Origin of the sequence: Maribacter halichondriae (assembly GCF_027474825.1) — a bacterium.
Taxonomy (GTDB): domain Bacteria; phylum Bacteroidota; class Bacteroidia; order Flavobacteriales; family Flavobacteriaceae; genus Meishania; species Meishania halichondriae.
This window is the reverse complement of sequence record NZ_CP107030.1, coordinates 740,195-766,920: the sequence shown is the minus strand read 5'-3', so window position 1 is coordinate 766,920 and position 26,726 is coordinate 740,195. Positions and strand designations below refer to the sequence as shown.

Genomic DNA, 26,726 nt, shown 5'->3' with positions numbered 1-26,726 from the left:
ATGATCTTAGCTACAAGTACGGGTGGAACCATACTAATTACCGTAATAGCCTTCTTAACACTTTTATTGTTATTGATAGCGCTGTTGTTGTTCACCAAGGAAAAATTATCTCCTTCTGGTCCAGTAACCATCACCATCAATGGGGAAAAGAAAATTGAAGTAGCCTCGGGTAACTCTTTGTTATCTACTTTGGGAAATCAAAAAGTATTCTTGCCATCCGCCTGTGGCGGAGGTGGTACCTGCATTCAGTGTGAATGTCACGTGCTTTCAGGTGGTGGTGAAGCACTACCCACAGAAACGCCCCATTTCTCGAAAAGGGAGTTAAATCATGGGGCCCGATTGGCCTGTCAGGTCAAGGTAAAGCAAGACATGGAAATTACCATTCCTGAAGAAGTTTTCGGAATCAAGAAGTGGCCTGCAAAGGTAGTGCGTAACTATAATGTCGCTTCGTTTATCAAAGAGTTTGTGGTTGAGATTCCCGAAGATATGGGATATAAGGCAGGAGGATATATTCAAATCGAAATCCCCGAATGTGAAATAAAATATTCCGATATCGATATTACGGCGCATCCTGAAGAACATGAAACTCCTGATAAATTTCAAGCTGAATGGGACAAGTTCAACCTATGGCCTTTGGTGATGAAAAATCCTGAAACGGTCGAACGTGCCTATTCCATGGCGTCCTATCCTGCTGAAGGAAGGGAAATCATGTTGAACGTACGTATTGCGACTCCACCGTGGGATCGTTCGAAAAATGGATGGATGGATGTCAACCCGGGAGTTGCCTCCTCTTATATTTTTGCTCTAAAACCTGGAGACGATGTGACCATTTCAGGTCCTTATGGTGAATTCTTCATCAATGAGTCAGATTCTGAAATGCTTTACGTTGGTGGAGGTGCGGGAATGGCACCTATGCGTTCACATCTATATCATCTGTTCAAAACCTTAAAGACGAATCGCAAGGTTACGTATTGGTATGGTGGGCGTTCAAAACGTGAACTGTTCTATATCGATCACTTCAAACAACTTGAGAATGACTTTCCCAACTTTAAATTTTATATGGCCTTGTCTGAACCTATGGAAGAGGACAACTGGAAGGTCAAGGAAGATATTGATGCACCGGGAGATGGCTTCGTAGGGTTTATCCATAACTGTGTTATCGACAACTACCTGAACCATCATGAATCTCCTGAAGATATTGAACTTTATTTCTGCGGACCACCGTTGATGAACAAGGCGGTACAGAAGATGGGAGAAGATTTTGGTATCCCTGATGAGCATATCCGCTTTGACGACTTTGGAGGATAAAGTTATAATCAAGAAAAATTTAACCTGACAAGTTTTAAAACCTGTCAGGTTTTTTTAGGTTCTTTTTATGGGAAAACCGTTAACAGAACAGGAACTTCATAATCTGGCAATGAATATTGTCGGTAGACAACTGGAAGCCGAAGGATATGATTTTATGGGCGTGAATAGCAAGCTGAAGAAAAACCCTCAATTTGTTTGCTTGAAAGAGAAAATGCTTCATTTTATTGTGGTTCGAAGTGTAGCTTATCCCGAAAATCCGAAAGTGTATGACAAGGTTTTAATGGCCAAGATGAAAGACCATGCCCAGAAACATGAGGCACTGATGTATTACGCCGGAGTCGGACTTTCAAATGCTTCTGACCGAGCGTTGCCAGTCTATTTAAACGAGGAATATATAGTGGAATATGATGGACTTATTGAAATAGAGGATGAATAGGATATGTTATATTTTGGGGATTTCGCTTTTTATTTCATGCGCCTCGACAAGTGGAGAACTCGTAGAGAATCGTAGCACAGGTGCCGCCCTGGGTACTTCGTATAGCCTTATCTATTTCGCGGAAGATGAGGTAGACTATCAAATAGAGATAGATTCAGTTTTTCAAGCGGTTAACCGTTCCTTGTCGACTTATATTTCCGATTCTGATATTTCCAAAATAAATAAGGGAGATTCTACTCTTGTGGTCGACGAAATGTTCGAGGAGGTTTTCATGCTGTCCAAAAATGTCTTCGAGAAGACCAACGGCTATTTTGATCCCACAGTGGGCGTTTTGGTCAATGCTTGGGGCTTTGGCCCAGAAGAGCAAATGGCAATGGATAGTACCGCCGTAGACAGTCTGTTACATCTCGTTGGGTTTGACAAAGTGGCTATTTCTGAAAAGGGAACGGTTCAAAAAGGCCATCCTGATATTTACTTTGATTTTAATGCCGTGGCGAAAGGCTATGCCATAGATCGTTTGGCCAAGATGTTCGATGGCAAAGGCATACGGAATTATCTGCTGGAGGTAGGAGGAGAACTGGTAGCCAAGGGTGAAAATCAAAATAAGGGGAAGCCTTGGGTCGTCGGTATCGATGATCCTGAAATGGAAACCCGGCGCGAGTTGAAAAAAACAATCTATTTAAAAAATCGTGCATTGGCCTCTTCAGGAAACTATAGAAAGTTCAGGGTCGACGAAAAGACGGGAAAAAGATATGTGCATACCGTTGACCCCAAAACCGGATATACCAAAAGCGGCAACACATTAAGTGCCACGGTTTTGGCAAATACCTGCGCAGAGGCCGATGCCTTTGCGACCGCATTTATGGCCATGGATCTCGATGAGTCTTTTAAACTTTTGAGCCAACAAAGAGAATTGGACGGATATATCGTCTATATCGATGAGCATGGAGATACCCAAGAGTTTATGACCGAGGGGTTTGAGGAGTTGGTGGTGAAATAATTACTTTCTAACCAAGGGTATAATTTCCCCTCTTGCCAATCGATATTTTTCGACCTCCCCGGCAGGCAGTATAGCCGTATAATCCACCTCTTTAACGGCAAACCCCATAGATCGAAGTTTATCAAAATAATCCCTTCCATAGATGCGTACATGGTCGTATTGCCCAAAGATTTTGGCACGTTCTCTTTTATTGGTAATGGAATTGTCCTCAAAAGTTCTCTCACGTTTTAGATCTTGGGGAATTTGAAAAATGCCCCAACCACCTGGTTTTAAGACCCTATAAAGTTCTTTCATGGCAGCCGTGTCATCGGGAATATGTTCCAAAACATGATTGCATAAAATCACGTCAAACCGATTGTCCTCAAAAGGAAGGTTACAAATATCCGCCTTGATATCGGCCAAAGGAGAGTTAAGGTCCGTTGTGGTATAATCAAGGTTTTTTAATTTTCTGAAACGTTTATAGAAAGCCTGCTCAGGTGCAAAATGCAATACCTTGAGCGAATCGGAAAAAAAATCAGTTTCGTTTTTCAAATACAGCCAAAGTAATCGATGACGCTCCAACGATAAGGTAGAGGGGGAAAGTACATTCTCACGGGGCTTTTCATAACCGTACGGAAGAAAACTTTTAAATGAACGTTCATCAATGGGATCGGTAAACTTTGAACCTCTGTACGACCATGCCAAAATAGGGCGTGCATAATAGCTAAGCTTAATTAAAATTGGTCTGGGAATGGTATTCAAGATATGCTTGAAGACTTTTTTCATATTGCGGAGGTCACACTTCTATTTTTTCTGCCGGTATTCATCTTCCTCATTACTGCTTATTCCGAGCGCATCGTAAATATATTGAAAGGTGGAAAGCAATTCAGGTTTCCCGTTGACGATGGCCACGTTATGTTCAAAATGTGCACTGGGCTTGCCGTCGGCCGTAAGAATGGTCCAACCGTCTTTGAGTTGTTTTATGTTTTTAGTGCCCATATTGATCATGGGTTCTATGGCGACTACCATACCTTCGGCAAATTTTTCCCCCTACCGCGTTTTCCGTAATTGGGCATTTCAGGACTTTCGTGCAGTTTTTTTCCGAGACCATGACCGACCAACTCACGTACAACCCCATAACCGTGGCTTTCACAATGACTCTGAATTGCGAATGCAACATCGCCTACCCGGTTACCCAATCTGAATTGTCGAATGCCGAGATAAAGCGACTCTTTGGCCACCTGTAATAGTTTTTTGACTTCTGGGGCCACTTCGCCCACTTCAAAAGTATAGGCATGGTCCCCGTAGAATCCATTTTTTAGAGAACCGCAATCTACAGAAATTATATCTCCTTCCTTCAAAGGTTCTTTGTTTGGAATACCGTGCACCACTTGTGCATTGGGACTTATATTCAAAGTGTTCGGAAAATCGTACATACCCAGAAAACCAGGTTCCGCCCCTTGTTCACGAATAAATTCCTCGGCCAACTTATCAAGGTATAGTGCATTCACTCCCGGCTTTATTTCGGAGGCCAGCATCCCCAAGGTTTTAGATACGACCAATGCGCTTTCGCGCATCAATTCTATTTCTTCAGGTGTCTTCAATTTTACCATAAGCCTGCAAAGGTAATCAATCCGACAATTTTATGGTTTTTTGACCAATCTGAATTCAACAATTCAAACACTGATTAAAAAGTTTGATGAGTTCATGATAATGTGAAGTATCTAGACAGAATGACTAACGTTTGAGCGAAAAATGTCCTTTGAGAATAATTTCTTCGTTCGAAACCGCTTTAAACCAATAATCGGTAGAAGGCATTCGTCGATTGCGGTAGGTACCGTCCCAACGTTCATCTTCTCCAATAAGCACGGCTAATAATTTACCGTAGCGATCGTAGATGTACGTTCGCGTATCGGGTATTCTAATTTGTTCAATTTGCCAGGTATCGTTTACACCGTCTTGGTTGGGAGTGAAAAACTTGGGGTAGTCAACGATACCGTTAATTTCAATGATTTCGGTCGCGGTTCCGCATCCGTTCAAAGACCTTGCGTATATGGTATATTCACCTCCCCTAGATTTTCAAAGGTATTTTCGTTCTGAAAAGTAATGCCATCAATGGAGTACTCCGTTGTGTTGGGTTCGGATACCGATATGACCACTTGAATATTGTTGTTTACATCCAAAATATCAACGGCCTCGATTACCGGCCCTTCACCAATTGTGATTTCCACGGTAGAACTTGATTGACAAGCACCGGACCCAACAGTATACGTATGGGTTCCTGCACTATCCGATGATGGGTCGAATAAATTATTGTTCGAATTCAATACTGGACTCCAGGTTCCTCCTGGATCAACGCCTGCCCCCAATAGCTCCAACAAATCAATCGGACTGTCATTGGCACACACTTCAAGTTCGGTGTCCTGCCCCGAATTTGCAGCTTGTAATACCCTTAGTTCAGCAGGTTCGGAGTAAATTTCGGGGTCGCAAACCGATCCCAAGGTCTCTACTCTAATCCGGAATAAATTGCCATTGTCGGCCAATTCGGTGTTCAGAATGTTCAGCGTTTCCGTGTTTATGCCATCATAAGAACCATTATCGGGAACGTCACTCCATGATGCACCGTTATCGGTACTTATTTCCCAGGTAATAGTATTTGAGTTGACAACCAATACCTGAAATTGCGCATTTTCATCTTCGCAAAGCACTTCGTCGAAGGGGTTTTGAAGTATCGCAGGAGTAGAAACCTCCTGAAAGTCAAAAATTGAATTCGCATCAAGGTCATTTGGCGTCGTATAGCCATCAACGGCGTTGATGATAAGCCCATTGGCATCTACATCATCTGGTGCCGTGCCCAAGGTACCATTGCCATCCAGATCCTCGAAACCGGCTTCTATGACATCATCGCAACCGTCATTATCGCTATCGAGATCGAAAGCATCGATTAGTCCATCACTGTCGGTATCTAAGGTGGGAATTCCATTTTGTTCGACCGTATCGAGAATACCGTCATTGTCGTCGTCAAGATCGTCTACATCTGGAATGCCATCATTGTCAAAATCAAGTGAAGGGGGCGGTGGGGGTGGAGCGCAGTTCAATTCCCAAACCACTTCTATCGCATCGGCATCACCTCCGGAACCATTTCTTTCAAATCTGAAGGAAACGCTCGCAAAAGTACCTATAAGTTGTATTGACCCTGCAGCTACTCCATCGGTTTCGACACCACATTCCGTATTGATTCCAGGAGGAAGTACTTGACCTGTTGTACGAGTAATTGCATTGGTATTGACTTCAAAATGAGGCCCATTTCCGGATAGACGTTGTAATGTAATATTTGGCGTAATCATTGTCAGTAGGGCTGAGGTTGAAAAAACGGCGCCTCCTGATCCAACATCAGACCCTCCTCCCAACCGATCTATATGTAGTATAGGGTCGGTGACCGGTTCACTGAAATTAAAGGTTAGGACCGCACTACCACTCGTTGTACCATACCCCAAAAAAGGTGCCAGTGCAGGTTGGCCTACAACAGTGTTGTTGGAGTACGTGTTCGGCATATTGCAATCAATGGGGTCGGCACCAAAGGTGACAAACGCACCATTTTGCTCATCGGAAACTTCAGTTGAAATGGTTGTGCCGCAAGCCGATGCAGTTCTGTTACTACCGTTACTTGTCCAATCACCTGTTAATTCTTGGGCATTCAGGGTCACCAAAAAGCTAAAAAAGAGGAGATATAGGTATCCCTTTCTAGGTCTAAAATAAAGTTCCCCTAATAGCATATCTTAAGAATGAATCTTTCAATAGAGTTGCCGGGGAATTCCCATGAATATAAGAGGGAATACTTTTATTTACGAGTAAATACCGATGTATGGACTATATTTTCCGTTAAAATGTACAAGAAAGTTTAAATCATTTAAATTAGTGAGGTGCAGGTCATTTTTTCAGGTTGTTTCAATCCCATCAATTGTAAAATGGTCGGGGCGATGTCACCTAACACACCGTCCTTAATTTCCTTAATTTCTTCATCCACTAAAATCAATGGAACCGGGTTCGTGGTATGGGCCGTATTCGGACTACCATCAGGATTGATCATCGTATCACAATTACCGTGATCCGCGATGACGATGGTCGAGTATCCATTTTTCAAGGCCGCCGTGAGGACAGATTCAGCACAACTATCGACTACTTCACAGGCCTTTATAGCGGCGTTCATATCACCGGTATGCCCTACCATATCAGGATTAGCAAAATTAAGGCAGACGAAATCAACTTCATTTTTGTCCAATTCGGGAATGATGACATCCCTAATTTCATAGGCACTCATTTCTGGCTTAAGATCATAGGTCGCTACTTTTGGAGACGGGCATAAAAGACGTTTTTCACCATCAAATGGTTTTTCCCTTCCTCCGTTAAAAAAGAAGGTGACGTGCGGGTATTTTTCAGTCTCGGCAATTCGAATCTGTTTTTTGCCTGCTTTTTCCAAGACCTCGCCCAAAGTATCCCGTAAATTCTCTTTATCATAAACGACATGTACCCCTGTGTAGGAATCATCGTAGTTCGTGAGGGTGACGAAGTAAAGTTTTAATTTGTGCATATTCAGTTCATGCATATCTTCTTGGCTCAATACTTGGCTCAATTCTCGGCCACGATCGGTTCTGAAGTTGAAGAAAATGACGACATCATCCTCTTGGATCTTTGCGATTGGATTGTCTTGGGAATCGGTCATTACAATAGGCTTAATGAATTCATCGGTCACCCCTTCATTATAACTTTTTTGCATTGTTGCGGAGACCTCTTTGGATTTTTCGCCGAAACCATTTACCATAAGATCGTAGGCCAATTTGACCCTTTCCCAACGTTTGTCACGGTCCATGGCGTAGTACCTTCCGATGACACTGGCCAACTTTGCCTGCTTATCCGAACAGAAGGCGTTGAGATCGATCAAAAAACCTTTGCCGCTTTTGGGATCTACGTCGCGGCCATCGGTAAAAGCATGGATGAACATGTTTTTGAGTCCGAAATTTTCTCCGGCGGAAATAAGTCCTTTTAGATGCTCGATATGACTATGTACACCACCGTCACTCAAGAGGCCAAGAAAATGCACGGCCTTGTTATTTTTTTTGGCATATAAAAATGCTTCCTTTAAGACTTCCTCGTCTTTTAAGGTATTTTCTTTAACCGCCAGATTGATTTTTGCTAGATCTTGATATACGATCCTACCGGCACCAAGATTCATATGGCCCACTTCGCTATTGCCCATTTGTCCTTCAGGAAGACCCACGTTCATGCCATCGGTCAAAAGGTTGGCATTCGGATATTTCTTATACAGGGAGTCTATGAAAGGTGTATTCGCTTGATCAATGGCGGATACTTTCGGGTCAGGCGATTTTCCCCAACCGTCCAAAATCATCAAAATAATTTTTTTGTTCATCCTACAAATTTTTTGGAATACCAAAAATAGGATGATTTACCTAGTTTGACTAGATTTTAATCTTGATTTTTCTGCGGTATATAACACAATGTTAATTATATAACGAAAGACATCTCGATTCTGTTAAACTTTAGTTATTTAACTGTTAATGCTGAAACAAGATGCGATAAGTCAAGTCTATATTTATATAATCAAAATTTATTCATCAATCTAAATCATTCATCATGAAAAAAACTGTTTTAACGTTGGCCGTGGCATGTCTGCTAATGGCCAATTCGGCCAAGGCCGACCAAAAATCAAATCACCCCCTTTCTTCTTATCCGCAAATCAGTATTGACTTCGAAGTCAGTTCTTTTTGCAAGGCAATTATGCAAGGGGATATCGAAACCGTAAAACGTATGATCGATTTGGGCGAGGATGTAAACAAAAAGTCGCTGGGTATGACGCCGGCGATATTTGCAGCGCGCTACAATAAGGCCGAGATTTTGAAAATACTTATTGAAAACGGTGCGGACCTCAGTATTCGAAGCGATAAGGGATATACGATCAAGAAACACGCTGAACTTTCAAATGCCCAAGATGCGTTGGCAATTCTTGAGGCCGTGATGTAAGCGAGTACAGTATTCATCAATCAATGAAAAACCCGTTCCAATGCATATGTTGCTGGAACGGGTTTTTTAACTTTTAACTAAATCACCCTATATAGTGTTCAAGTAAAAGAGCTATTTAAAATTGGTTAAAAGTCAAATCCGGTAAAGGCCCTGTAAAAAACGGCATAAATCGCCATAAAGATCATGAATGCGCAAAAAACCGAGTAGACTTTCAAAATCAAGACTACGATTTCAGGCTTGCAATTCTCGAATGCTGCCGTGTATAGGTTTTTAAAATGTAAAAGTGTTCCCATATAGTTTCATTTAAATACTGAAGCAAGTTCAGTACGTGTTCTTAAATCAAAGCTATAAGGGTTAAATTTGAGGCGGTGTTAAGACTTGAGGGATTTCAAATATAGCCAAAATCGCCAAAAAATGGGATGAATACCTCGAAATTAACAGTAATGGGACGCTTTATAGGATGAAAGGCCCAGATATTCGATGTAGGCACCCACGAAAAAGAAAAAGGAATGGAAATCGAAGTGGTCACCCACCGTATTTGGCAATAGCTTCCTTTATTTTTTCGATACGGTTTTCAGGGTCGGGATGCGTACTTTGAAATTCAGGTACCCGATTGGGCCCGGCGGCCCCCTTTAGTATTTCCATGACTTTGATCATTTCTCGGGGATCGTAACCTGCACGTATCATTAAAAGTACGCCCAGGTCGTCACTTTCAAGCTCATCGTCCCTTCCATTGGTCAGTAGGGTATTCTGACCGATGCCACTGACAAGACCTCCCATGTCACCGCCGACGGATGCGCCCATTGAAAGCGTTCGCCAAAAATCACTTTCGGCAATACGCTCTGCGGAATGTCGTCCAATAACATGGCCTATCTCATGGCCCATAACCCCAGCAAGCTGAGCTTCGTTCAATTTGGAAAATAGGGCATAGGTAATGAAACACTGTCCGCCTGGCAAAGCGAACGCGTTTATGGTCTGGTCATCCGCCAAGAGATGAAAATCATATTTATAGGGGGTTTCGCGAGCCATACTGTTGTTTACCAATTTTTGGCCCACGGCATCCACGAAGGTCTGCAAGCGTTCATCAGGGTATAGCCCGCCGTGCTGTTGCGCCATCTCCGGTGCACTTTGAAGGCCAATGGCAATCTCTTGCTCCGCTGTCATGTTTATGGTCTGTACACGACCGGTATATTCATTGGTCTCTTTGCTGTTGCATCGCTTAATAAAAGCGAATGCCACAATAGCCAGTCCGATTAAAATACGGATTTTCCAACTGCCTCTTCTCATTTTTGCTAGTGTTCGTTACAAAATTCAAGATACAAAACCCTTATAAAAGTTCGGTATTTATATCCAAAATATTGTTGCGTATGTAGTTGTTTACAAATCCTGTCGTGAAGTGTTCGCTGCCCATAAATTCTTCCTGACCTAACAATGCCAGTATGTTTTTGCCCCTAAAGGCGGTTAGCATGGGTATTGAAATAGGTGCATAACTATAATGCCATGGCTCGTATTTGAACCCCTTCCTTTTAGGGTCGTCGGTATATACCAAATGGAAATCGAATTTTTTTGAATTCTCGTCCATCCATTTTTTAAAGTCTTCGTACGGGCCACCTTCACCGAATTTTTCGGGTACGAGCACATCGCCTTCGACATTTCTATACCCATCGACGATATCGATATCGGTACCCCAGTGATGCCGACTGGTTCCGGGTATGGTCGAATACTCGACAATTTTGTCAATGGCCTCCATAGGTTCCATACCATCTTCTTCGGTATAGCGTTGATACTTTCGTTCCCAAATACCTTCTTGACGATAGAAATCCCTATAGCTTGATACTATTTTTAAATCGATTCCATCGCTATTGGCCGCTTTCTTCATTTCCAAAAATGCATCGTGAGCCTCTTTTCTAAGGTTGATACCCTCACCGTATAATTTGATATCTTCTTTGCCCATCAATTCCATAATGGAAAATTCCCCTTCTTGATATTGAGCAAAAGAAAAGGCCGGCAAGGTACCAAGGGCCAAACATGAAACACTACTTTTTTTAATAAATGATCTTCTCTTCATGGTGCTATTTTAGGTTAGCGGATATCTATTTTAACAGGAAAACATCAAAAATGTTGCCAACAACGTGAGACTTCCCAAAAATTTGGAAATGGAGCATTTTTCCAGGCAGTTTTCAGAAGTTCCCTAATCTGAATCTTAAATGGACTAAATTAGGTAAATATTATGATACGACTTGAATACTGAATTGGGTTGTAATACAAGGGAATAGCAACAATATGACTAAAACTCTAATTATTGACCTTTGAGGAAAGGTAAAGATAACCTTGATGCTTTTGTTTTAAATCGTTCATTGTTATCAAGTAAAAATAGATACCCGAGGCAAGACCGGAAGGGCGATTTATGACTGAATTTCTATTGGAAAATCCATTGAATTCATTTTGATAGTTGGTTTTTGAGTACACCAAAATGCCATAGCGATCAAAAATTTGAAGGGTATTATTTGAAGATTTTTCGATTCCGTCAAGCACTAAAAAATCGTTTTTACCATCTCCATTAGGAGTCATAAAGTAGTTGTCAAGTTCGATAGTCGTAAATTCCTCAAGTTTGTCGTCATTTCCGCCCAGCGTAATGATTTCGTACTCATTGGGAACAAGTGGCTCTGAAGTAACCGAGCCGTAGGCCATGCCACCTTGAACATCGGTGCTACCAAGATTTACCCACTCTTTTTGTTTTTTATGCCAACCGACCACTTTAATATCACTAATGTAGGTTGCAAAAGCCCCCACATTGCTCCAATCATCCCAGGTCAGGGTAACCGATACGGGTAGATTTCCTTCTAAGTGCCAAAATTCTTTTTCGCTGACCGAAAGAAATTCTGAAGCCTTTGCTGCTGTCTGAAAGCTTTTCCCGAATGTGGAAGGGGTATTCGGACTTTCAAAAAAATATGCGCATTTTACCATTGGATTAGTTGAGGAGGAAGTAATGGTCAAAGGCCGTAAACGTTCATCATCACCAACCGGAAACGTAAAAACCGTTTTATTGGTCATTGCTGCATAGCCGTCAACAAGGGAAACATCATTTTCACCGACATAAAAAGCGTCGTCAATAAAGTTTGGAAATACACTTGTATTGGTTCTGGGAGTGATTATATCACCGGTTATTAGATTGCCATTATTTGTAACTCCGATTCCGGTATCCAAATACAAACCATTGTCCACTACTATTTCGGCATCATAAAAAATTGGGCTTTTTGTCCCCGAGACGGTAAGCGATTTATCATAGCCATAAAAACCGGCCAATCCTGAATTTTTATCAAAATCACCATCATTGATCAAGTCGGTATGAAAACCCACCAAGGCCTGGCCATGAATTTGCAAGTCCCCAAAATTGTGAATGGCTTCCTGAGAGAAGGCGAATGCACTTAGGCAATATACTATGTAAATTATTCTGATTCGCATGTTGCTACTACCTTAACTTGTTGATGATAAAACTCGATTCGCCTGAACCACTGAAACGAACAGTACCCGAATTTGCCTCTCTATACGTTATGATGGTGATAACATCGTTGGCGCTCAACTGCAATATTTCATTGACATGTATGCTCGAATGGTCATGGCCGTTTGCCCAACGGATATAACCTGAGGCAGCGATAGCTCCTATTGGGGTTCCATTTACTGCAATTCTCGCATTGACGTTTGTTCTTTGTTTCGTGTTTCCGGATATATTGACCCCGAGTAAAGACAGATTTGCTCTAATATCATAACGACCTGATTCTTTTAAAATGAGCGTATTTCCTGAAACTTGATATAGATTCGTACCGTCGTCGACATAATCTTGAGTTCCAAAAACAGGGGCGATCGTACTGCTGGCATTCAAATTGGTGTTCGTATTGGAATTGGTCCATCTGCCACCATAGTTTATTTTGGACTTTTTTCAATACACCTGTTGCATCTGCCGCCATAATATTATCTGAATTAGCGGCATTGCCCAATGTCCTTATTCTGGCCGTACCGTTCACATCGAACCGTTCAGTAGGTGTATTGGTATTAATGCCTACTTGTCCTCCAGTTTCTAGGAATAACCTGTAATCGGCTACATTTGACTCTACGAAGTTCAATCCGTTTCCTATAAGATTCCAATGCCATTTGGGTGTACCTGTGTTGTCTTGAAAAGCTAAGACATCTACACCATTGGCCTTAATGACCAAAGGATGATTATTAAAGGTGGGAGCTTGATTTATTAAGACCTGACCTTTATTCTGTACTACACGGATTTTCTCTATATTATTGGATTTTATAACAAGATCTTGGGCATCTGTGGTTCCCAAAAAGTTTGTATTGGCATTGGTGCCAGAGTTTCCTAAAAGTTCCCAAGAAGGATTAGCTGCATCTCCTTTGTCACCTTTATCTCCTTGGATTCCCTGCGGACCAACATCACCCTGATCACCCTTGTCTCCTTTATCACCTTGGATCCCTTGCGGACCTACATCTCCTTGGATCCCCTGCGGACCTACATCGCCTTGATTCCCCTTGTCACCTTGTATTCCCTGTGGACCAACGTCGCCTTGGTCGCCCTTGTCACCTTGAATTCCTTGGGGACCTACATCGCCTTGGTCACCCTTGTCACCTTTATCACCTTGGATGCCTTGTGGACCAACGTCGCCTTGATCACCCTTTTCACCTTGAATTCCCTGCGGACCTACGTCTCCTTGGATTCCTTGCGGACCTACATCTCCTTGGATTCCTTGTGGACCTACGTCGCCTTGATCACCCTTTTCACCTTGTATTCCTTGGGGACCCACATCACCCTGATCACCCTTGTCCCCTTTTTCACCCTGTATTCCTTGGGGACCTACGTCGCCTTGGTCTCCCTTTTCACCTTGTATTCCCTGAGGACCAACGTCGCCTTGGTCTCCCTTATCGCCTTTATCTCCTTGGCTACCCTGCGGACCTACATCCCCTTGGATGCCTTGGGGACCCACATCGCCTTGGTCTCCCTTGTCACCTTGGTCTCCCTTTTCACCTTGTATTCCTTGGGGACCTACGTCGCCTTGGTCTCCCTTATCGCCTTTATCTCCTTGGATACCCTGCGGACCTACATCCCCTTGGATGCCTTGGGGACCCACATCGCCTTGGTCTCCCTTTTCACCTTGTATTCCTTGGGGACCTACGTCGCCTTGGTCTCCCTTATCGCCTTTATCTCCTTGGATACCCTGCGGACCTACATCCCCTTGGATGCCTTGGGGACCCACATCGCCTTGGTCTCCCTTGTCACCTTGGTCTCCCTTTTCACCTTGTATTCCCTGAGGGCCTACGTCGCCTTGGTCTCCCTTATCGCCTTTATCTCCTTGGCTACCCTGCGGACCTACATCCCCTTGGATGCCTTGGGGACCTACATCTCCTTGGACCCCTTGTGGACCAACGTCGCCTTGTTCACCTTTATCTCCTTTTATTCCCTGTGGGCCTGCGTCACCTTGATCGCCCTTGTCACCTTTATCTCCTTGGATCCCTTGTGGACCAACGTCGCCTTCGATCACCCTTTTCACCTTGTATTCCCTGAGGGCCTACGTCGCCTTGGATACCTTGAGGACCGACATATCCTTGGACCCCTTGTGGACCTACGTCGCCTTGATCACCTTTATCTCCTTGTATTCCCTGTGGGCCTGCGTCACCTTGATTGCCCTTGTCTCCTTTTAAACCCATTGGGCCTTGAGGGCCTGTAAGATCTTGGGAAGTAAAAGAAGTGCCATCCGAATAATTGATGGTAAAGGTTCCGTTTCCATTATTTACAAATGAAAATGACCCCAGTCCGGAGTTCTGACAAAGGTTGTTCCATTGTGATCCATTAAAATAATGAATGCATTTTGTATCTGTATTGTAGACCATTGCTCCGCGAAGTGGAGTAATGTTTTGCATTTGTGTGGTGGTGAGTCTCGTCAACACCAATGCTTTTGAAGTACTTTCCATTTCTACAATGGAGGCGGCATTGATTGAATTTGGATTTTCACCTATTTTCAACTGGGCGTTTACAAAATTTGCAAAAAAGAAAAGGAAGCATAATAGCCCGATTTTTTTCAAGTCCATTTTTCGCTAAGATTTGTGTTAATCTTCTAATTTGTAGTAAAATTAGTACGAAACGAGAGCAACCAATAATAATTGTTGTGTGTAGCTTAAAATATGTTGTGAAATGAAAATTGTCTGCGAGTTACCGTAAAATATGACTTTTTGTCGAGCGAAGTATATTGGTTTTATCGTGTCAAATAGAAGAATCCTTGAAAATCAAGGCCCATATCTTTCATGGAAACAACATAATAATATACGCCTGAAGGTAATCCTTTTTCGCGTTGAAAAACGAAGTCGCCGGTATTTGCGAAACCGCTAAATTCATTGGTATAATTGGTCTGTTCGAATACCTTCATCCCAAAACGGTCATAGATGAAGAGTTCGTTGTTCGGTGATTGTTCCAACTCCGGAATCTCAAGAAAATCATTGATGCCATCGCCATTGGCACTCACGAGATAATTATCCAATTCTAAAAGCACATCGGGCGCTCCGGAACCTGAAAACGTAATAGCGTCATAATCATCAGGCACAAATTGCGCCGAGGTGATAAAGCCTTGTACCAGATCACCCGCTCTGGAAGTGCTACCTAAACCTACCCATTGATTTAGGCTTTTGCTGAATCCGACTATGGCTATGGTATTTACATCGTCGGTCAGACCGGATATATTACTACGCTCGTTCCAGCTGATACTAATAGTGGTCGGCACATCGCTCTCCAGCCGCCAAAACTCAAAGGGACTCACAACCCCGACGTTAGGTGCGGTTCGACCTGTGCTAAAAGCGTCGTCTAAACTTTGAGGATTGTTCGGGTCTTCAAAAAAGTAGGCGCATTTTGCCAATGTACCGGCTCCCGAAGATTGCATAATGAGTGGGCGAAGTTGATTTGCATCGCCCACGGGAAACGTAAAATTGGGCCGCCCGCTGACCGAAACGTACCCGTCTACCTTGTTCGGATCGCTCTCACCGGTATAAAAACCATTTTCCAAAAATTGTAAGGAAACGTCCGAAGTATTTCTAAAGGTCGCCACATTGCCCGAAATAAAATTGGCATTGTTGGTGACATTGACGGAGCTGTTCAACAAGGTACTGCCCGTAGCCGCAAATTCAACATCGAAGAAAGTAGGGGCGAAGGCCCCGGAAACACTTATACTATTACCATAAAAGCCGACCAACCCCAAATTTTCATCAAAAACACCATCATTCGTCAGATCGGTATGGAAACCCATTTGGCCGTTTTCATGAATGCGTAGGTTGCCGCTGTTATATAGGGCGGTTTGGGCGTGAGAAATCAGGCCAACTACCGAACATAATATATAAAGCAATCTTTTCAATTATCTGTTTTCAATTAAATTTTTAAGTTTTTCTAACTCTTTTTTTAGAGTGGCGAGTTCTTTTGAAATTGCTTGATTTTCAGTTTTAAGTTGATTTATTTTTTTCTCTTGCTCTATGGTGTGAAGGAATAGTTCTTCGATTTTTTCAAGATTGATTTCGGTCGATTTATTAATTAAGATGCCACCTTTTTCTTTAATATCTTTGGCAGAAGGTACCCCGGGTAAATGTTTGTGACTACGAACAAAATCTTCAATTTGCTGTAGATTAAACATTTTGTACTCCGGATTAAGTGAGCTTTTCCCATCGAAATAAGTTTGGAAGACGTAATCTGGAGTTATTGTTCCTGACGCCAAAATATTGCCAATTACGTGTAGCTTTTCTGTTGGTGCTGGAATTCCGATACCAACGTTTTGATTCTCATCTATTCGGATGACCTCTGTACCGGCAGTAGAAAAACCTAAGTTATTTACTCCAGCTCGAAACATTCCCATATCGGTATTGCCACCAGTATAAAATCCATATCCAGGATTACCCGCACTTCCTTCTGTTGAGGCAAAACCATTACGAGCTCTTATTTGACCATCAACATCCAATCTGTCTTGTGGTGCACCAGGCAGAGTGCCGATTGCTACATTTCCGGAACCGCCCAAAACAAAATTATTTCCACCAAGATTATGTGTTCGATTGGCAGCCAGCGTAAAATCCGATTCAAAAAGATTTTGAGAGCCACCCGTGTCGACCGCAGGTGCCCAGTTCGCGCCATTCCATTTTAGAACCTCTCCGTTTGCTGCCCCCATATCATTGAGGTCTTCAGCGGCTACGGTCGCATTGAGAATTTTGACAGAGGTTACGGCATCGTCGGCTAGTTCCAAAGGAGTGGCGAGGGTTCCATCACCATCGATGGTCGTTCCTGTGGCTGATGCCCCGGCGGCTGTTGTGGCCCAAGCCACATTCCCCGCTACCGTGGTCAATACCTGCCCGTCTGTCGAGGAAGGTTCTATTTTTGGAGGCGTTACATTGGCATCCAATATCTTTATCGTTGTCACTGCGTCATCGGCCAGTTCCAAAGGAGTGGCTACAGTCCCATCACCATCGATGGTCGTTCCTGTGACTGATGCCCCGGCGGTTGCTGTGGCCCAAGCCACGTTGCCTGCTACCGTAGTAAGCACCTGTCCATCGGTCGCGGAGGGCTCGATTTTGGGAGGTGTCACGTTGGCGTCCAATATTTTTACCGTAGTCACGGCATCGTCGGCCAATTCTAAAGGGGTGGCCAGAGTGCCGTCACCATCAATGGTGGTTCCCGTAACGGATGCGCCTGCCGTCGCGGTGGCCCACGCCACGTTCCCCGCTACCGTGGTCAGTACCTGCCCGTCTGTCGCGGAAGGCTCTATTTTGGGAGGCGTTACATTGGCATCCAGTATTTTTATAGTTGTCACCGCGTCATCGGCCAGTTCCAATGGCGTGGCGACGGTTCCATCGCCATCGATGGTTGTACCTGTAATGGATGCCCCAGCCGTTGCGGTTGCCCATGCCACGTTCCCCGCTACCGTGGTCAATACCTGCCCATCTGTCGCGGAAGGTTCTATTTTGGGCGGTGTTACTCCACCATCTCTTATTTGTAGCGGATTGGGACTTACACCATTTCCTTCTATTGTTACTCCGTCTGATTCAACCGTGCCGCCGGTACCTCCGGGTAAGTTTGCCCAAGTAACAGCACCAGCTGTTGTGCTCAGAAACTGTCCATTTACCGCAGAGGGTTCTATTTTAAAGGGATCGGCGTTGGTTCCAACTCCCGTTAAAGTAATTCCATCTACTTCTTCGGTAGAACCTGATCCTCCTCCGGCTAATGGTGCTAACGATACCGACCATGCCGTCCCAGCTTCGGTAATTACCAAATCTGTGCCCAATAGATCAGCATCGGTGATCAATTCATTGTTAGGGTTTTCTCCTCCGCCAGTCGGCAAAGTCACTTGGTTGCCGGCGGTCAAAGGGTTAGAGAGGGTCAGAATGTTTCCATTAAGAACCAAGTTAGAAAGTTCATTTTGGGCATCAATATCATTATCATCCCCGATATGATTGTTCAAATTAATCTCGGCGCCATTTACTGCGTTCAGCAGGTCGGTATCATCATAAAAGACACCCCCATTATTAAGCGATAACACATTTTCAGGCGCATCACTGAGAATATTGATTTCCGTCAAATATCCGATATCATTTTCAAAAAAGCTTACGGGCAGACTATCTCGATTGATGGCAAAGGGTCCAACGGCATTTTGCGATAATTTGTCCACGGTCACCGATTGGTTCTGTAATTTTCCGGGTCCGATAGAACCGTTTTGTATGTCCACGCCATTGACTCCCCCGTTGACGATCATTTCACTGCTGATACTATTTTCTGCTATTTCGATATTGGTGCCATTCGGCGAAGGGGTTAAAGCGATGGTTGCGATATCATGAATGATAGGATCTGCCGTTATATTGGCCGTGGCACCACCTTCGCCACATAAATTTACCCAAGCGGTACCATTGAAGTAATGCACGCACTGAAGATCGGTGTTGTACACCAAAGCACCCTGAAGTGGGGTAATGGCATTCATCTCGGCCGTCGATACCCGGGTAATGACCAAAACCCTTTCAGAACTTTCGAGTTCCAAGACGGATCCAGGGTCTATGGCTTGGGGATTGTCACCAATCTTGACTTGCCCAAAAAGGCTGCCGCAAAAAAGAAGACCCAAAAGCAATAGGAGTTTGGACGATTTCATAACGCAATTTTAAGTGTTCTACTAAAGATAAGAGATTTAAGATACAGGTTAATTGTTTCTAGCCCCAATATCCGTCGATACCACTGTTAACAAAAATAAAATTATCTATGCATTTACCTAGTATTCAACGATAAAATACGTCGGTTGGGGGTCAAAACGAACGGAATATCCGTTGAACGGAACTCAAGTTACTTATTCTTTACCCATCCTTTAAAAACAGGCAAGACGGCCCATTCGTTTTACAAATTAACAAAAGTTTAGTGGTGTCGGTTTTTTTATCGGCAGAACTTGTATTTTCTTTATAATTCGAAAATCGAATATGAAAACACTATTACTTTCCCTGACCTTACTAATTAGTATCAATACCATTTTTGCCCAAGATGATGAACGACGCATTTTGCGGGGTCAGGTACTATATCGAGATGTAAGCGTACCAAACGAGAACGTCATCAATGTGACCTCTGAACGGGCCACTATAACCGATGATCAAGGTCGCTTTGCCATTGCGGTCAAGGAAGGCGATGATCTTGCTTTTACGGCGGTGAATTATGAAATGCAGGTGGTCAAGATAAGCGATGAAATCTTAAAGAAGAACCGACTTGTGGTCGAGGTAAACGAAAAGGTGACCGAACTCGATGAGATAATCGTTACCCCTGAAGATAAAGAACGCTTCTTACAGGTCAAAAATGAAGAATTTAAAGAATTTGAATATGAGGTAGACCGTTCTACCGAAGTAGAGAATGCAGCCATGAGGGCCAATTCTCAGCAGCAAATACAAGACGGACTCAATATCGCCAATATTTTTAGGGCACTCTTTAAATCCAATACATCTGAAGAAGTTTCCGGACCTAAGTTGAAGGTCAGCGAAGTCTTACGACAGGTCTACGATGATGAATTTTTTGTGGTGGACCTTAAACTGCCACAAGACCAAATCGGTGCTTTTTTGGTCTACACCGATGATAAGTTGCCGGAACAGTCGTTACTGAAAAAGAGCAACGAATTTCAACTTATCGATTTTTTGGTGACCCAGAGTCGAGAATTCCGTAAGACCCTCGATGGTAAGGAGTAGACTTTTTCTTTTTTTTTCTTTACGTTCAGCACCTTTGTGAGTGCGCAGAACCTTTTTTCAAGTGATAAGATAGAGGGTCGCGTCTATAGCAAAGATGGTGATGTTGCTGCTACCCATGTATTGAACATAACTACAAAGCGCGCTTCAATTACCGATGAAAACGGATTCTTCGCAATCCCCGCAAAACTGTATGATACTATTGTTTTTTCTGCCATTCAATTCAAACGAAAAGAGATTGTAGTCACGGCGGATATTCTAAAAAGCAAAATGTTATCCATTCCTTTGGAGGAAGCATTGACCGAACTTGACGAGGTTGTCGTCATGCCCTATAACCTTACAGGGAATATTTTCAGGGACACCAAAAGAATGGATGTCGAACCTGTGGTAACAGCCTCTACCTTGGGGCTGCCCAATGCCTATGTAAAAGTACCTACGATGGCCGAAAGACAATTGTTCGAGGCCACGAGCGGAGGTGGCCTTGTTCCTTTAAACGCCATTTTGAACGGTATTTCAGGGCGTACCAAAATGCTTAAAAATCGTCTGGCCAGAAACCAAAAATATGCCCGTACACAGCGGGTTCGCGAAATGTACGCGGATTCGTTATTTCGAATTGAATTTAAGATTCCCGAGGAAAAAATCGATGATTTTATGTATTTCTGCGAGGTAGATTCCGTTTTTCAGACTACTGTAAATACCCACGACCGTTTCAAGATTTGGGATTATATGCGGGATAAAAGTTTGCTGTATCGTCAAAACAACGGTTTGGAAATAATACAGAAGAAGTGAAAACCTTTATCGACTTTATAACTCGGTTCGTTTTGTTCTTGTCCGTGTGCTTGGTAAACGGGCAACAATTTACAGATCTGAATGGCCGTGTGACCAGTACTGATAATGATGTGGCGGGTACCCATGTGATGAATATTACAACTCAACGAGCTACCACAACCGATGTAAATGGATTTTTTACCATTCCCGTGCGTTTGAACGATACCATCGTTTTTTCCGCGGTGCAATTCAAACGTAAGGAAATTGTGGTCGGCCTGAACATCTTGGAGAGCAATTTTTTGTTCGTGCCTTTGGAAGATGCGCTAACCGAATTGGACGAAGTCGTCGTAAGACCCTATAATCTATCTGGAAAATTGGGAAGGGATATGGGAAACCAAAAAATCGAACCCGTGGTGACGGCTTCTACTTTAGAGCTTCCGAATGCCTATGTAAAGGTGATGACCCAGAACGAACGTATATTGTTCGAGGCGGACCATGGAAATTTCGTAATTGTGGAATATGACACCCTTACTTATCGTCCGAGGGTCGTTATTAGTTTGCATAAAGTTCTGAACAGGGTATCTGGCCGTACCCGAAAGTTGAAAAGTTTGGTTGCAGTAGATGAAAAGATGGGCCCGCTTGAAAAAGTGCGAAAGCTTTATCCGGATTCGGTCTATGTTCAAGAATTCAAGATTCCTGAAGAAAAGTTGAACGAATTCATGTATTTCTGTGAGGCCGATACCCTTTTTGAAGCTACAGTGAATACCGAAGATCAATTGCTTATGTGGGAATTTTTAAAAAAGAAAAGCATGGCATTTCGAAAAGAAAACGAAACTGATTAGATTCATTTTTGGCATGGCAATTGCTTATTTTTGAAGGATGGAAAAGAATAAGATGCGACCCTTACAGATCATTTTTCTGCTTTTGGTAGTGCCGTTAATGGCTTTCACCGGAGCGCATAAATTTTACCTGAGCGTCACCAACATCGGCTATTCCGAAAAAGAGGATTCCTTTCAGATTACGACGCGAATCTTTATCGACGATATGGAGAAACTATTGGATGAGCGTTACGACCTTGGGGCCCAATTGAGTACTGAGGTCGAATCCCCGATGGCCGATGAATACATCGAAAAATATATGAGAACGAAACTTCTGTTCGAAATTGACGGAGTGCAAGTGGAATATGTCTTTTTGGGTAAAAAGTATGATACCGATATGATGATCTGTTATATGGAAATTCCTAAGGTAGGGTTGGAGAAAATCAGATCAGTTCAGATACAGAACGAAATTCTTACCGACCTGTTCGATGAACAGCAGAACGTTGTCCATTTTAAGATAAATAACAAGAAAAAGAGCTTTGTCCTCATAAAATCGGATACTAAAGGAATGTTAAATTTGTAACAGTATATTAACAATTCCTTAAAATTCCAGTATTTTTCACAGCTAATAAAACCACAACAAAATGAGTAAGATAAAATATTGTTTTGCTTCCATTTTATTCTTGTTCGCCTTTACCGCAGGGGCGCAAGAGGAAGCACCTAAAGAAAAAGAGCCCGGTCATACGGCGCAAAGCAAGTTCAGACAGATGTACGAAGAGTTCTCCACTCCGAATACGTATCGTTCGGCATCAGGTGCACCAGGCCCTGATTATTACCAACAACAGGCCAACTATGTCATGAACGTTGAGCTTGATGACAAAAACCATAAATTATATGGTGAGGAAACCATTACCTATATCAACAATTCACCAGATGACCTTGAGTTTCTCTGGGTACAGTTAGATCAAAATATCAGGACTAAAGATTCCAAGGCCCGTATTAAAAATGGGGAAGGTGTACCATTGGCCGAGCAACCGGGAGCCTTTGCCGGAAAGTATATGGGCGAACCCTTCGACGGTGGTTTTATTATCGAACATGTAAAAGATGCCTCAGGGAAGGCCCTGCCGTATACCATCAATTTCACGATGATGCGCATTGATTTGCCGCAGCCGTTGAAGAGCAAGGAGCAGGTTTCTTTTTCAATAAAGTGGAATTACAATATTCCAGATCACACAGTCGATAGGGCAAGGTCAGGTTACGAAGAATTTGCCGATGGCAACAGAGCCTATGTCATCGCGCAGTTTTTTCCTAGAATGTGCGTTTATAATGATGTGGAAGGATGGCAGAACCACCAGTTTTGGGGCAATGGCGAGTTTGCCTTGACCTTTGGTGATTATGAAGTCAACATTACCGTGCCCGCGGATCATGTACTCGATGCCACCGGTACCCTTCAAAATAGAAAGGATGTCTTTTCGAAAGACATGATGAGCCGTTATGATAAGGCCAAAAAATCGTACGATAAACCCGTAATTATCGTGACCCAATCAGAAGCTGAAGCAGCTGAAAAAGGATTCTCCGATAAAAAAGAAAACGTGGAAGTTCAAGGCAAAAAATGTTCGTGATTATGCCTTTGCCAGCTCCCGAAAATTTATTTGGGATATGCAGGCCGTTAAAATGGGCAATCGCGATGTGATGGCCGTTTCGCTATATCCGAAGGAAGGGAATCCACTTTGGGAAGAATACTCGACCAAGGCCGTGGCACATACATTACGTTCGTATTCTGCGCATACCTTTGATTATCCTTATCCTAAGGCGATTTCAGTACATGCCAAGAACCAGGGCATGGAGTACCCGATGATTTGCTGGAACTATGGCCGACCCAATGAAGACGGTACCTATTCAGACCGTGTGAAATATGGGATGATCAGTGTCATTATCCATGAAGTGGGTCACAACTTCTTCCCGATGATCGTAAATTCCGATGAGCGGCAGTGGGGTTGGATGGACGAAGGTCTTGACACGTTCATGCAATACATGGCAGAGCAAGAGTTCGGAGAGGCATATCCTGAAGCTGTGGCACCTAACAAAGCATATCCTTCAAGAAGAGGAGATCCATCGAAAATCGTTCCGTATATGAGTGGGGACCAAAGTACCATTTCACCGATTATGGATAATCCTGAGAATGTGTTCCAGTTAGGTCCGAATGCGTATGGAAAGCCTGCAACGGCATTGAACATTCTTAGAGAGACCGTTATGGGAAGGGAATTGTTCGATCATGCATTCAAAACCTACTCGAAACGATGGATGTTCAAACACCCGACTCCCGAAGATTTCTTCCGCACCATGGAAGATGCCTCTGCGGTAGATTTGGATTGGTATTGGAGGGGTTGGTTCTACACCACCGATTATGTTGACATCGGTGTCAAGGACATTAAAAAATACTATGTTTCGAATAAGCCAACAAAAAAGATGCAAGATTATATGGCCGCTAGAAATATGACAGAAGCCGATTTACCACCATTGGTGTATTTAGCAGAAGAAGGAAGCGAAGATTTCGATGAGAACCTGAAAGGTAAATCCCCTTCCGAAACCTCGCAAACGCTCAAGGAATTTATGATGGACAATATGACCGAAGCGGAGCGGGCCAAGGTAAAAGAGCCAAAATATTTCTACGAGGTAACCTATGACAAACCTGGCGGAATTCCGATGCCGTTGATCGTTGAATATACATATGCCGACGGAACTACGGAAAATATCACCTATCCGCCAGAAATATGGAGAAAGAATGACAAAGAAATCAGTGTCGTGATATCTTCAGATACCGAGTTGACCGGTGTAATGGTAGACCCGAAAGCTGAAACCGCTGATATCGATACAACGAACAACTCGTGGCCCAAGAAAGAGCAGAATTCCGATTTTGACAATTTCAAGGAAAAAATCAAAGGCTAAGTTTACAACTATTGCATTTCGAGTCCCGATGATTTTATCATCGGGACTTTTTATTGAACTCTTTTAAACTTGATTATATTTGTGGTATGATTTCGATACACTTTTTGTTCATTAGCGGGGGCGAGATATTCTTTATCATGTTTATCGTGGTGATGGTATTCGGTGCAGATAAAATTCCTGGTATCGCCAAAGGGTTGGGCAAAGGCATGCGTCAATTGAAAGATGCCACCGAAGACATTAAACAAGAAATTAAAAAAAGTGCTGAAAAACAAGGTATCGACACCAGTCTGGTCGATGACATAAAGAAAGACATTGATGAGGTCAAGGGCAGTATAGATTCGGGAATAGGCAAGGACCTGAAATCGGGCGTGGACAAGGTGAAAAAAAGTATTGACGATGTTACCGGTACTATAAAAAGAGGATCGTCTTAAAGATGCTCGAAGAGATACTGCGATGGGATAGGGAAACCTTTATATACCTCAATGGACTTGGTGTCAAGGAGTATGATGCGTTCTGGTCCGCCATTACCAACTTTAATCATTGGATTCCTTTATTCATACTTTTCATTTATCTATTATTCTTCAAATTCCCTTTAAAAAAGTCCCTTACCATGCTTGGGATGCTTGTTTTTCTAATTTTTCTGATTACTACCTTGACCGATCTCACAAAAGAGGTGGTAGCTAGACTACGACCGAACAACAACGAAGAAATTAACACATTGATTCGGATTGTAAAGAGTCCAACAAATTTTAGCTTTTTTTCGGGGCATGCGTCTAGCTCATTTTCGATAACCACTTTGATGTTTCTGTTTTTACGCAAAAAATTCAGCTGGTCTTGGCTGTTTTACATTTGGCCCTTTCTTTTTGCAGCAAGTAGAATCTACGTAGGCGTGCATTATCCCGTTGATATCATAGTGGGTGCCCTCGTAGGCATTGGTTGCGCCTTTATGACCTACGTGCTTTACAAACGACTCATCGTACCCTACTTAGGGTTAGTCCATCCCTAATGGGCAGTAATACCGTTTCGAGTCTTGTGTCTTCTTTCAAATTCCTGTTATAGTCAATAACGGTTTTTGTAGTCTTGTCTTTGGGGTTGAGCGGTTCGACCACTTTGCCCGACCAGAGCACATTGTCGGATAGTATAATGCTTCCCGTTTTGGTTTTCTTTAAAGCCGCCTCCAGATATTCAGGATATTCGGTTTTTTCCGCATCGATAAAAATCAGATCAAACGTCAAGTCTAGGTTAGGGATGATTTCGATGGCATCCCCAAGATGTTGAACGATTTGACTTCCGAATCCACTTTTGTCGAAATAACGGCGTTGCAAATCGCTAAGTTCGGGATTGATATCAACGGTGTGCAATTGCCCGTTTTTTTGCATTCCTTCCGCAAGACAGATAGCGGAATACCCAGTATACGTTCCAATTTCCAAAATGTTCTTGGGATTGATGATCTTGGAGAGCATACTCAGCACACGGCCTTGAAAATGCCCTGTCAACATACGGGGGCGTACCACTTTGATATGTGTTTCACGTGTCAGTTCCTGCAAGATTTCAGGTTCGTCTTCGGAGTGGTTTTGAATATAATCTTCCAACAAAGGGGATAGAAAGTGCATCGTGGGATTTTAGCAAAAATATAGATTTATGGAGTATCTTTTAACCTTAAAAATTCTGAGGTCTATGGATGATATTCAAATTCGCGAAGCTACGTTGACAGACTTACCTGTACTACTAAAATTTCAACAGGGGGTTGTGGACTACGAACGGCCCTACGACCCCACCATTGCACCCGATCCGGTTTCGTATTACGATTTGAAAGACCTGATTCTGGATTCTGAAGTCGTCGTTTTGGTCGCCGTCTCGGAAAATCGATTGATCGGATGTGGCTTAGGTATGGAGAAAGAAGGACGACGTTATCTAAACCACAAAACATACGCTTATCTGGGACTCATGTACACCGATCCTGATTTCAGAGGCATGGGCGTAAATGCCAAAATTATCGAAGCGTTGAAGCAATGGGCGTTATCAAAAGGACTTTATGAAATGCGGTTGACCGTTTACAGTGATAATATTTCGGCCATAAAGGCCTATGAAAAAACAGGTTTTAAAAAACATATTATCGAGATGCGACTGGCCGAATAGACCCCAATGGTTGTAACTTGTCCGCCGGAGGAGGAAAACCTTTGGGGTCTTGCCCAATATC

At 43.1% G+C, this 26,726-nt stretch carries 24 protein-coding genes and 2 pseudogenes; 12 read left to right on the top strand and 14 right to left on the bottom strand.

Annotated features, from left to right (window positions below):
* From nqrF to N8A86_RS03475, 3 genes are all read left to right on the top strand, one after another.
* Window positions 1-1,308 carry an NADH:ubiquinone reductase (Na(+)-transporting) subunit F gene (nqrF, locus tag N8A86_RS03485; RefSeq protein ID WP_273567812.1) on the top strand — a complete coding sequence of 436 codons (1,308 nt, stop codon included), beginning with the start codon at window positions 1-3 and terminating at the stop codon, window positions 1,306-1,308.
* Between the two features lie 67 nt (window positions 1,309-1,375).
* The gene (locus N8A86_RS03480) at window positions 1,376-1,744 is read left to right on the top strand and encodes a Na(+)-translocating NADH-quinone reductase subunit F (RefSeq protein WP_273567811.1); all 369 of its coding nucleotides are present in this window, start codon (window positions 1,376-1,378) and stop codon (window positions 1,742-1,744) included.
* Window positions 1,737-2,744, top strand: coding sequence for an FAD:protein FMN transferase (locus N8A86_RS03475; RefSeq protein ID WP_273567810.1), 1,008 nt, complete (start codon window positions 1,737-1,739; stop codon window positions 2,742-2,744). The genes N8A86_RS03480 and N8A86_RS03475 overlap by 8 nt, the downstream gene beginning before the upstream one ends.
* Here N8A86_RS03475 and N8A86_RS03470 read toward each other — a convergent pair whose 3' ends face one another.
* From N8A86_RS03470 to gpmI, 5 genes and pseudogenes are all read right to left on the bottom strand, one after another.
* The gene (locus N8A86_RS03470) at window positions 2,745-3,509 is read right to left on the bottom strand and encodes a class I SAM-dependent methyltransferase (protein WP_273567809.1); all 765 of its coding nucleotides are present in this window, start codon (window positions 3,507-3,509) and stop codon (window positions 2,745-2,747) included.
* Window positions 3,510-3,527: 18 nt separating this feature from the next.
* Window positions 3,528-4,336, bottom strand: a pseudogene (map, locus tag N8A86_RS03465) (type I methionyl aminopeptidase).
* Between the two features lie 124 nt (window positions 4,337-4,460).
* Window positions 4,461-4,763, bottom strand: coding sequence for a T9SS type B sorting domain-containing protein (locus tag N8A86_RS03460; RefSeq protein WP_273567808.1), 303 nt, complete (start codon window positions 4,761-4,763; stop codon window positions 4,461-4,463).
* Window positions 4,760-6,499: a hypothetical protein gene (locus N8A86_RS03455; RefSeq protein WP_273567807.1), complete on the bottom strand. Its 1,740-nt coding sequence runs from the start codon at window positions 6,497-6,499 to the stop codon at window positions 4,760-4,762. The genes N8A86_RS03460 and N8A86_RS03455 overlap by 4 nt, the downstream gene beginning before the upstream one ends.
* A gap of 134 nt (window positions 6,500-6,633) precedes the next feature.
* Window positions 6,634-8,151, bottom strand: coding sequence for a 2,3-bisphosphoglycerate-independent phosphoglycerate mutase (gpmI, locus tag N8A86_RS03450; RefSeq protein ID WP_273567806.1), 1,518 nt, complete (start codon window positions 8,149-8,151; stop codon window positions 6,634-6,636).
* A gap of 224 nt (window positions 8,152-8,375) precedes the next feature.
* Here gpmI and N8A86_RS03445 point away from each other — a divergent pair, with 224 nt between their 5' ends.
* On the top strand, window positions 8,376-8,762 hold the full coding sequence (locus N8A86_RS03445) for an ankyrin repeat domain-containing protein (RefSeq protein ID WP_273567805.1): 387 nt from the start codon (window positions 8,376-8,378) through the stop codon (window positions 8,760-8,762).
* Between the two features lie 125 nt (window positions 8,763-8,887).
* Here N8A86_RS03445 and N8A86_RS03440 read toward each other — a convergent pair whose 3' ends face one another.
* The 8 genes from N8A86_RS03440 to N8A86_RS03405 all read right to left on the bottom strand — a co-directional run bounded on the left by N8A86_RS03440 (window position 8,888) and on the right by N8A86_RS03405 (window position 18,925).
* The gene (locus N8A86_RS03440) at window positions 8,888-9,055 is read right to left on the bottom strand and encodes a DUF6747 family protein (protein ID WP_273567804.1); all 168 of its coding nucleotides are present in this window, start codon (window positions 9,053-9,055) and stop codon (window positions 8,888-8,890) included.
* Window positions 9,056-9,287: 232 nt separating this feature from the next.
* Window positions 9,288-10,049 (bottom strand): M48 family metalloprotease, encoded by a 762-nt coding sequence (locus tag N8A86_RS03435; protein WP_273567803.1) that lies wholly within the window; start codon window positions 10,047-10,049, stop codon window positions 9,288-9,290.
* Between the two features lie 40 nt (window positions 10,050-10,089).
* Window positions 10,090-10,830, bottom strand: coding sequence for a M15 family metallopeptidase (locus tag N8A86_RS03430; protein ID WP_273567802.1), 741 nt, complete (start codon window positions 10,828-10,830; stop codon window positions 10,090-10,092).
* Window positions 10,831-11,057: 227 nt separating this feature from the next.
* Window positions 11,058-12,227, bottom strand: a complete 1,170-nt coding sequence (locus tag N8A86_RS03425; protein WP_273567801.1) for a T9SS type B sorting domain-containing protein — start codon at window positions 12,225-12,227, stop codon at window positions 11,058-11,060.
* A 299-nt stretch (window positions 12,228-12,526) separates the two neighbouring features.
* A complete protein-coding gene (locus N8A86_RS03420; protein WP_273567800.1) occupies window positions 12,527-14,305 on the bottom strand; it encodes a collagen-like domain-containing protein in 1,779 nt (592 codons plus the stop codon).
* Window positions 14,262-14,852 (bottom strand): hypothetical protein, encoded by a 591-nt coding sequence (locus N8A86_RS03415; RefSeq protein ID WP_273567799.1) that lies wholly within the window; start codon window positions 14,850-14,852, stop codon window positions 14,262-14,264. Before N8A86_RS03415 ends, N8A86_RS03420 begins: the two co-directional genes overlap by 44 nt.
* Window positions 14,853-15,016: 164 nt before the next feature.
* Window positions 15,017-16,162 (bottom strand): T9SS type B sorting domain-containing protein, encoded by a 1,146-nt coding sequence (locus tag N8A86_RS03410; RefSeq protein ID WP_273567798.1) that lies wholly within the window; start codon window positions 16,160-16,162, stop codon window positions 15,017-15,019.
* Window positions 16,163-18,925 carry a bZIP transcription factor gene (locus N8A86_RS03405; RefSeq protein WP_273567797.1) on the bottom strand — a complete coding sequence of 921 codons (2,763 nt, stop codon included), beginning with the start codon at window positions 18,923-18,925 and terminating at the stop codon, window positions 16,163-16,165.
* A 319-nt stretch (window positions 18,926-19,244) separates the two neighbouring features.
* Here N8A86_RS03405 and N8A86_RS03400 point away from each other — a divergent pair, with 319 nt between their 5' ends.
* From N8A86_RS03400 to N8A86_RS03370, 7 genes and pseudogenes are all read left to right on the top strand, one after another.
* Window positions 19,245-19,994, top strand: coding sequence for a peptidase associated/transthyretin-like domain-containing protein (locus N8A86_RS03400; RefSeq protein WP_273567796.1), 750 nt, complete (start codon window positions 19,245-19,247; stop codon window positions 19,992-19,994).
* Window positions 19,995-20,030: 36 nt separating this feature from the next.
* Window positions 20,031-20,780, top strand: a complete 750-nt coding sequence (locus N8A86_RS03395) for a carboxypeptidase-like regulatory domain-containing protein (protein ID WP_273567795.1) — start codon at window positions 20,031-20,033, stop codon at window positions 20,778-20,780.
* Window positions 20,777-21,601 carry a carboxypeptidase-like regulatory domain-containing protein gene (locus tag N8A86_RS03390; RefSeq protein WP_273567794.1) on the top strand — a complete coding sequence of 275 codons (825 nt, stop codon included), beginning with the start codon at window positions 20,777-20,779 and terminating at the stop codon, window positions 21,599-21,601. Before N8A86_RS03395 ends, N8A86_RS03390 begins: the two co-directional genes overlap by 4 nt.
* A gap of 37 nt (window positions 21,602-21,638) precedes the next feature.
* The gene (locus N8A86_RS03385; protein ID WP_273567793.1) at window positions 21,639-22,160 is read left to right on the top strand and encodes a DUF6702 family protein; all 522 of its coding nucleotides are present in this window, start codon (window positions 21,639-21,641) and stop codon (window positions 22,158-22,160) included.
* A gap of 61 nt (window positions 22,161-22,221) precedes the next feature.
* Window positions 22,222-24,526 (top strand): annotated as a pseudogene (locus tag N8A86_RS03380) (M1 family metallopeptidase).
* An 86-nt stretch (window positions 24,527-24,612) separates the two neighbouring features.
* Window positions 24,613-24,957 carry a Sec-independent protein translocase subunit TatA/TatB gene (locus N8A86_RS03375; RefSeq protein ID WP_273567792.1) on the top strand — a complete coding sequence of 115 codons (345 nt, stop codon included), beginning with the start codon at window positions 24,613-24,615 and terminating at the stop codon, window positions 24,955-24,957.
* A gap of 2 nt (window positions 24,958-24,959) precedes the next feature.
* Complete coding sequence (locus N8A86_RS03370) at window positions 24,960-25,532, top strand: phosphatase PAP2 family protein (protein ID WP_273567791.1); 573 nt, start codon at window positions 24,960-24,962, stop codon at window positions 25,530-25,532.
* On the opposite strand, the gene N8A86_RS03365 is transcribed toward N8A86_RS03370, so the two are convergent.
* Window positions 25,498-26,139, bottom strand: coding sequence for an O-methyltransferase (locus tag N8A86_RS03365; protein WP_273567790.1), 642 nt, complete (start codon window positions 26,137-26,139; stop codon window positions 25,498-25,500). The genes N8A86_RS03370 and N8A86_RS03365 overlap by 35 nt on opposite strands.
* Before the next feature lie 28 nt (window positions 26,140-26,167).
* Between N8A86_RS03365 and N8A86_RS03360 the strand changes: the two genes are divergently transcribed.
* Window positions 26,168-26,665 carry a GNAT family N-acetyltransferase gene (locus N8A86_RS03360; RefSeq protein ID WP_273567789.1) on the top strand — a complete coding sequence of 166 codons (498 nt, stop codon included), beginning with the start codon at window positions 26,168-26,170 and terminating at the stop codon, window positions 26,663-26,665.
* Window positions 26,666-26,726 lie beyond the last annotated feature (61 nt).

Coding starts and splice junctions, on each gene's coding strand:
- nqrF (WP_273567812.1), top strand. CDS start 1: ATGATCTTAGCTACAAGTACGGGTGGAACCATACTAATTACCGTAATA.
- N8A86_RS03480 (WP_273567811.1), top strand. CDS start 1,376: ATGGGAAAACCGTTAACAGAACAGGAACTTCATAATCTGGCAATGAAT.
- N8A86_RS03475 (WP_273567810.1), top strand. CDS start 1,737: ATGAATAGGATATGTTATATTTTGGGGATTTCGCTTTTTATTTCATGC.
- N8A86_RS03470 (WP_273567809.1), bottom strand. CDS start 3,509: ATGAAAAAAGTCTTCAAGCATATCTTGAATACCATTCCCAGACCAATT.
- N8A86_RS03455 (WP_273567807.1), bottom strand. CDS start 6,499: ATGCTATTAGGGGAACTTTATTTTAGACCTAGAAAGGGATACCTATAT.
- gpmI (WP_273567806.1), bottom strand. CDS start 8,151: ATGAACAAAAAAATTATTTTGATGATTTTGGACGGTTGGGGAAAATCG.
- N8A86_RS03445 (WP_273567805.1), top strand. CDS start 8,376: ATGAAAAAAACTGTTTTAACGTTGGCCGTGGCATGTCTGCTAATGGCC.
- N8A86_RS03440 (WP_273567804.1), bottom strand. CDS start 9,055: ATGGGAACACTTTTACATTTTAAAAACCTATACACGGCAGCATTCGAG.
- N8A86_RS03435 (WP_273567803.1), bottom strand. CDS start 10,049: ATGAGAAGAGGCAGTTGGAAAATCCGTATTTTAATCGGACTGGCTATT.
- N8A86_RS03430 (WP_273567802.1), bottom strand. CDS start 10,830: ATGAAGAGAAGATCATTTATTAAAAAAAGTAGTGTTTCATGTTTGGCC.
- N8A86_RS03425 (WP_273567801.1), bottom strand. CDS start 12,227: ATGCGAATCAGAATAATTTACATAGTATATTGCCTAAGTGCATTCGCC.
- N8A86_RS03415 (WP_273567799.1), bottom strand. CDS start 14,852: ATGGACTTGAAAAAAATCGGGCTATTATGCTTCCTTTTCTTTTTTGCA.
- N8A86_RS03405 (WP_273567797.1), bottom strand. CDS start 18,925: ATGAAATCGTCCAAACTCCTATTGCTTTTGGGTCTTCTTTTTTGCGGC.
- N8A86_RS03400 (WP_273567796.1), top strand. CDS start 19,245: ATGAAAACACTATTACTTTCCCTGACCTTACTAATTAGTATCAATACC.
- N8A86_RS03385 (WP_273567793.1), top strand. CDS start 21,639: ATGGAAAAGAATAAGATGCGACCCTTACAGATCATTTTTCTGCTTTTG.
- N8A86_RS03375 (WP_273567792.1), top strand. CDS start 24,613: ATGATTTCGATACACTTTTTGTTCATTAGCGGGGGCGAGATATTCTTT.
- N8A86_RS03370 (WP_273567791.1), top strand. CDS start 24,960: ATGCTCGAAGAGATACTGCGATGGGATAGGGAAACCTTTATATACCTC.
- N8A86_RS03365 (WP_273567790.1), bottom strand. CDS start 26,139: ATGCACTTTCTATCCCCTTTGTTGGAAGATTATATTCAAAACCACTCC.
- N8A86_RS03360 (WP_273567789.1), top strand. CDS start 26,168: ATGGAGTATCTTTTAACCTTAAAAATTCTGAGGTCTATGGATGATATT.